The sequence below is a fragment of the Streptomyces sp. 13-12-16 genome (genome assembly GCF_002114215.1).
In the GTDB taxonomy this organism is placed as follows: Bacteria; Actinomycetota; Actinomycetes; order Streptomycetales; family Streptomycetaceae; genus Streptomyces.
This window is the reverse complement of record NZ_NCTE01001306.1, coordinates 1-4,818: the sequence shown is the minus strand read 5'-3', so window position 1 is coordinate 4,818 and position 4,818 is coordinate 1. Positions and strand designations below refer to the sequence as shown.

At 74.2% G+C, this 4,818-nt stretch carries 3 protein-coding genes; all 3 read left to right on the top strand.

Annotated elements, in window-relative coordinates; all coding sequences use genetic code 11:
* On the top strand, positions 1-1,866 hold a 1,866-nt coding region (locus tag B7767_RS40240; protein WP_143652928.1), incomplete at its 5' end, for a DUF4132 domain-containing protein.
* A gap of 8 nt (positions 1,867-1,874) precedes the next feature.
* Positions 1,875-2,972: an AAA family ATPase gene (locus tag B7767_RS40235; RefSeq protein WP_085576239.1), complete on the top strand. Its 1,098-nt coding sequence runs from the start codon at positions 1,875-1,877 to the stop codon at positions 2,970-2,972.
* Positions 2,969-4,818 (top strand): DUF5682 family protein (locus tag B7767_RS40230; protein ID WP_085576238.1); only part of this gene is annotated, 1,850 nt, incomplete at its 3' end. The genes B7767_RS40235 and B7767_RS40230, both read left to right, overlap by 4 nt.

The window sequence follows — 4,818 nt, the reverse complement described above, 5'->3', positions numbered from 1 at the left end:
GTCGGGGACCCCGAGACCCCCCTCGGCCCCGCCGCCGCCCGCCACGGCCTGTACGCCCTGCCGATGCTGAGCCGGCTCGCCGCCCGCCACCCGGCCACCGCCGGCGGCCTGCTGCTGCCCTACCGCAGTGTCGAGGTGGCCCGGCAGATGGCCGAGTGGCTGGTGCGCCGTCAGTCGCTGAGGCCCACGGTTCTCGCCTGGCTCCGCCGCCACGGCCGGGCCGCGGCCGCCTTCCTCGTTCCCGACGCCGTCGGCCCGGCGGGCAGGCCCCGCACCCACGCCGAACACGCCCTGCGGCAACTCGCCGCGGAGGTGGGCGCCGAGGCCGTGCGGGAGACCGCAGCCGGCTACGGCGCCGAGGCCGAGGAGATCGTCGCCGACCTCCTCGCCGGCGATCCGCTGGAGGCCGCCCTCCCGGCGAGGATGCCCTCCCCCTGCACCTGGACCGACCCCGCCCTGTTCCCGCAGATCCGGCTCACCGGCGGCCGCGGCGCCCTGCCCGACGACGCGGCCCGTCACGTGACGACCATGCTGCAGATCTCCAAGCCCGGTGACGTCTACCCCGGCCTCGCCACCGTCACCGAGCACTGCGACGCCGGCTCCCTCGCCGAGTTCGCCTGGGCCCTCTTCGAGACGTGGCGGTTCCACGGCATGCCGGCCAAGGACAGCTGGGCCCTCCACGCCCTCGGCCTCCTCGGCGACGACGAGACCGTCCGCCGTCTCACCCCCCTCGTGCGTGCCTGGCCCGGTGAGAACGCCCACCACCGGGCCGTCGAGGGCCTCACCGTCCTCGCTGCGATCGGCACCGACACCGCCCTGCGCCATCTGCACGGCATCTCCCAGCGTGTGCCGTTCAAGGCCCTCAAGAAGCGAGCCCGGGAGAAGATCGACGAGGTCGCCGAAGGGCTCGGCCTCACCACCGACCAGCTCGCCGACCGGCTGGTCCCCGACCTCGGCCTCGCCGACGACGGCAGCACCGTCATCGACTACGGCCCGCGCCGCTTCACCGTCACCTTCGACGAACAGCTCCGCCCCTGTGTCCGCGACGAGACCGGCAAGCTCCGCAAGGCCCTGCCGGCCCCGGGCGTCAAGGACGACCCGGAACTCGCCCCCGCCGAGCGCAAGCGGTTCGCCGCCCTCAAGAAGGAGGTCCGAACCATCGCCTCCGACCAGTTGCGCCGCCTGGAGGCCGCCATGGTCACCGGCCGCTCCTGGGCCGCCGCCGAGTTCCGCGAACTGCTCGTCGAACACCCCCTTCTGCGCCACCTGGTGCGCCGCCTGGTCTGGCTCGGCGACCGCGACGGCATGGTGACCGCGTTCCGTGTCGCCGAGGACCTCACCCTCGCCGACGTCCACGACGACGCATGGACCCTCCCCGCCGACGCCACCGTGCGCCTCGCCCACCCCCTCCGTCTGGGAGACGAACTCGAGGCCTGGGCCGACCTCTTCGCCGACTACGAGATCCTCCAGCCCTTCCCGCAGCTCGGGCGCCCCGTGCACGCCTTCACCGACGCGGAGGCCACCGGCCACCGGCTGACCCGCTTCGAGGGCGCCACCGTCCCCGTCGGCAAACTCCTCGGCCTCACCAAGCGCGGCTGGGAACGCGGCACGCCCGAGGACAACGGCGTGGAACGCTGGTTCTCCCGCCCGATCGCCCGCGACCGCCACCTCGTCATCGCCCTCGACGACGGCATCGCCGTCGGCATGGTCGACGCGTTCCCCGACCAGACCCTCGAGACCATATGGATCGACACCGCCCCCGGCGACTACTGGGGCAGCCACACGTACCCGCACCGCCTCGGCGAGATCGACCCCGTCATCGCCTCCGAGATCCTCGCCGACCTGACCGACATCACCGCCAAGTGAGCCCCGCCATGACCACAGTGAGCGATCCGCGCCCGCCCCGCCTGCAGCGTCCGCCCGCAGAGGTGCGCCACGCCGACGAACTCGCCGAGCTGCGCGCCGGGGACACCGACCCGCGGCCGCCCGGCTGGCAGCTCAGCCTCCGTGCCGCCCTCCGCTTCGTGGTCGGAGACCCCGACGCCGGCATCAGCCGCAAGTTCGTCGGCAGCCCCTCGCTCGTCGAACGGGCCCTGGTGACCCTGGCCACCAACCGGGGCCTGATGCTCGTCGGCGAACCCGGCACCGCCAAGTCGCTGCTCTCCGAGCTCATCGCGGCAGCCGTCAGCGGCACCTCCACGCTCACTGTGCAGGGCGGCGCGGCCACCACCGAGGACCAGATCAAGTACTCCTGGAACTATGCCCTGCTGGTCTCCGAAGGCCCCTCCCGCCGCTCCCTGGTGCCCGCCCCCATGCTCCGCGGCATGGCCGAGGGACGCATCGTCCGCTTCGAGGAGATCACCCGCTGCCCCCTCGAGGTCCAGGACTGCCTGCTCTCCCTGCTCTCCGAACGCGTCGTCGCCGTCCCCGAACTCGACGGCGACGACGGCATGGTCTTCGCCCGCCAGGGCTTCAACGTCATCGCCACCGCCAACACCCGCGACCGCGGCGTCAATGAGATGAGCGCCGCGCTCAAACGCCGCTTCAACTTCGAGACCGTCTTCCCGATACCCGACCTCGACACCGAACTCGCCCTCGTCGAAGCCGAGTCCACCGCCCTGCTCCGCGAGTCCGGAGTCGAGCGGGCACCCGACCGGGACGTCCTCGAGGTACTGGTCGGTACCTTCCGCGAACTGCGCGGCGCGCCCGGCCAGGACGACCGGCCCTCCGCGGTGATGAGCACCGCCGAAGCCGTCTCCACGGCCCACGCCGTCGGCCTGCGCGGCTGGTTCCTGCGCGGCGAGGCCGGCAACGCCGCCGACATCGTCTCCTGTCTCGCCGGCACCGCCGCCAAGGACAGTCCCGAGGACCTCGCCCGCCTGCGCCGCTTCCTCGAACAGCAGGCCCGCCTGCGCCGAGGTCCCCAGTGGCAGGCCCTCCACGAGGCCCGGCACCTGCTGGACCAACGGTGAGCACCGCCCGCGTCACCTTCCTGGGGGTGCGCCACCACTCACCGGCCTGCGCCGGCCTCGTTCGCCGCACGATCCGCGAACTGCGCCCGGCACACGTCCTGGTCGAGGGCCCCGCCGACATGAACGACCGGATCGGCGAACTGCTCCTCGGACACGAACTGCCCATCGCCGTCTTCAGCCACTACCGCGGCACCGAACGGGTCGCCACCTCCTGGACCCCGCTGTGCGCGTACTCCCCGGAATGGGTGGCACTCACCGAGGGCCGTACCGCGGGCGCCGAGGTCCGGTTCATCGACCTGCCCGCCTGGCACCGCGCCTTCACCGACCGCCCCGACGGCGCAGCCAACCGCTACGCCGACGCCGAGGCCCGCTACAGTCGCGCCACCGAACGGCTCCGCGCCCGTTACCGGGTCGACACCGTGGACGCCCTGTGGGACCGCCTCTTCGAGATCGCCGATCCGGACGGCCTGCAGGACCGCCTGGACGCCTACTTCGCCCTGGTGCGCGGCGACACCGAGGCCGACGACGGGGACCGCGCCCGCGAGCAGTACATGGCCTCCTGGGTCCGTGCCGCAGTCGCACACGCCGGCAGCCGGCCGGTCCTGGTGGTGACCGGCGGCTTCCACCAGCCCGCCCTGCGCGCCCTCACCGCCGCCCCCGGCACGTCTCCGGGCGCGGAACCCGCCGCATGGCCCCCGGTGCCCGTCCCGCCCGACGGGGCTGCGGGCGGCAGCTTCCTGGTGCCCTACTCCTTCCGCCAGATGGACGCCTTCGCCGGCTACCAGTCCGGCATGCCGTCCCCCGGCTACTACCAGCACCTGTGGGACGAAGGTCCCGGCGCGGCCGCGAAGACCCTCCATCGCACCGTCGTGGAACGGCTCCGCGCCCGCCGCCTCCCCGTCTCCACCGCCGCCCTGATCTCCGCCCACACCCTCACCGAAGGCCTCGCCGCCCTCCGCGGACACCCCCGCCCCGCCCGCGTCGACGTCCTGGACGGCCTCGCCGCCGCACTGATCACCGACGACCTCGACCAGCCGCTCCCCTGGAACACCGACGGCCCCCTGAGGCCCGGCGCCCACCCCGCCGTCGTCGAAACGGTCGTCGCCTGCACCGGCGACCGCACCGGCCGCCTCCACCCCGACACCCCGCTGCCACCCCTGGTCCACCACGTGACTGCCGAGGAGATCCGCCTCGGCCTCGACGGCGACCGCACCCTCGACCTCGACCTCACCGACCCCCGAGGGCTCGAACGCAGCCGCTTCCTCCACCGGCTGCGCGTCCTCGGCATCCCCGGCCACACCCGCCTCACCGGCCCCGACCACGGAGCCGACCCCCGCGACCACGAAACCTGGGAACCCCGCCCCCGCACCGGCCGCGACGCCGCACTGACCGAGGCCGGCGCCTACGGAGCCCGCCCCGACGAGGCCGCCACAGCCCTCCTCGCCCGCCGCCTCCGCGACACCGGTACAGCCGCCGACGCCGGGACGACCGCCGCCCTCCTCTTCGACGCCGTCCTCTGCGGAGCCGGAACCCTCTCCCGCGACCTCCTGGACGGCCTCGCCCACCGGATCCGTACCACCGCCGACCCCGGCCCCCTCGGGCGGGCCCTCGCCGTGGTCCTGGGCCTCTGGCGCCATGACCGCGTCTTCGGTACCGCCCGTGACCCGCTGCTCGGCACCGTCCTCGACCACGCCGTCGACCGGCTCTTCCACCTGGTGGAGGGCCTCCACGGCGGCCCGCCCGGCGTCGACGTCCCCCGTCTGCGCGCCCTGACCGCCGCCCGCGACGCCCTCCTCCACGCCGCACCCGCCCTCACCCTCACCACCCCGGAAACCGCCGCCGCAAC

Excerpts from the sequence above, each read along its gene's own strand:
- B7767_RS40235 (WP_085576239.1), top strand. The coding sequence starts at position 1,875 with ATGACCACAGTGAGCGATCCGCGCCCGCCCCGCCTGCAGCGTCCGCCC.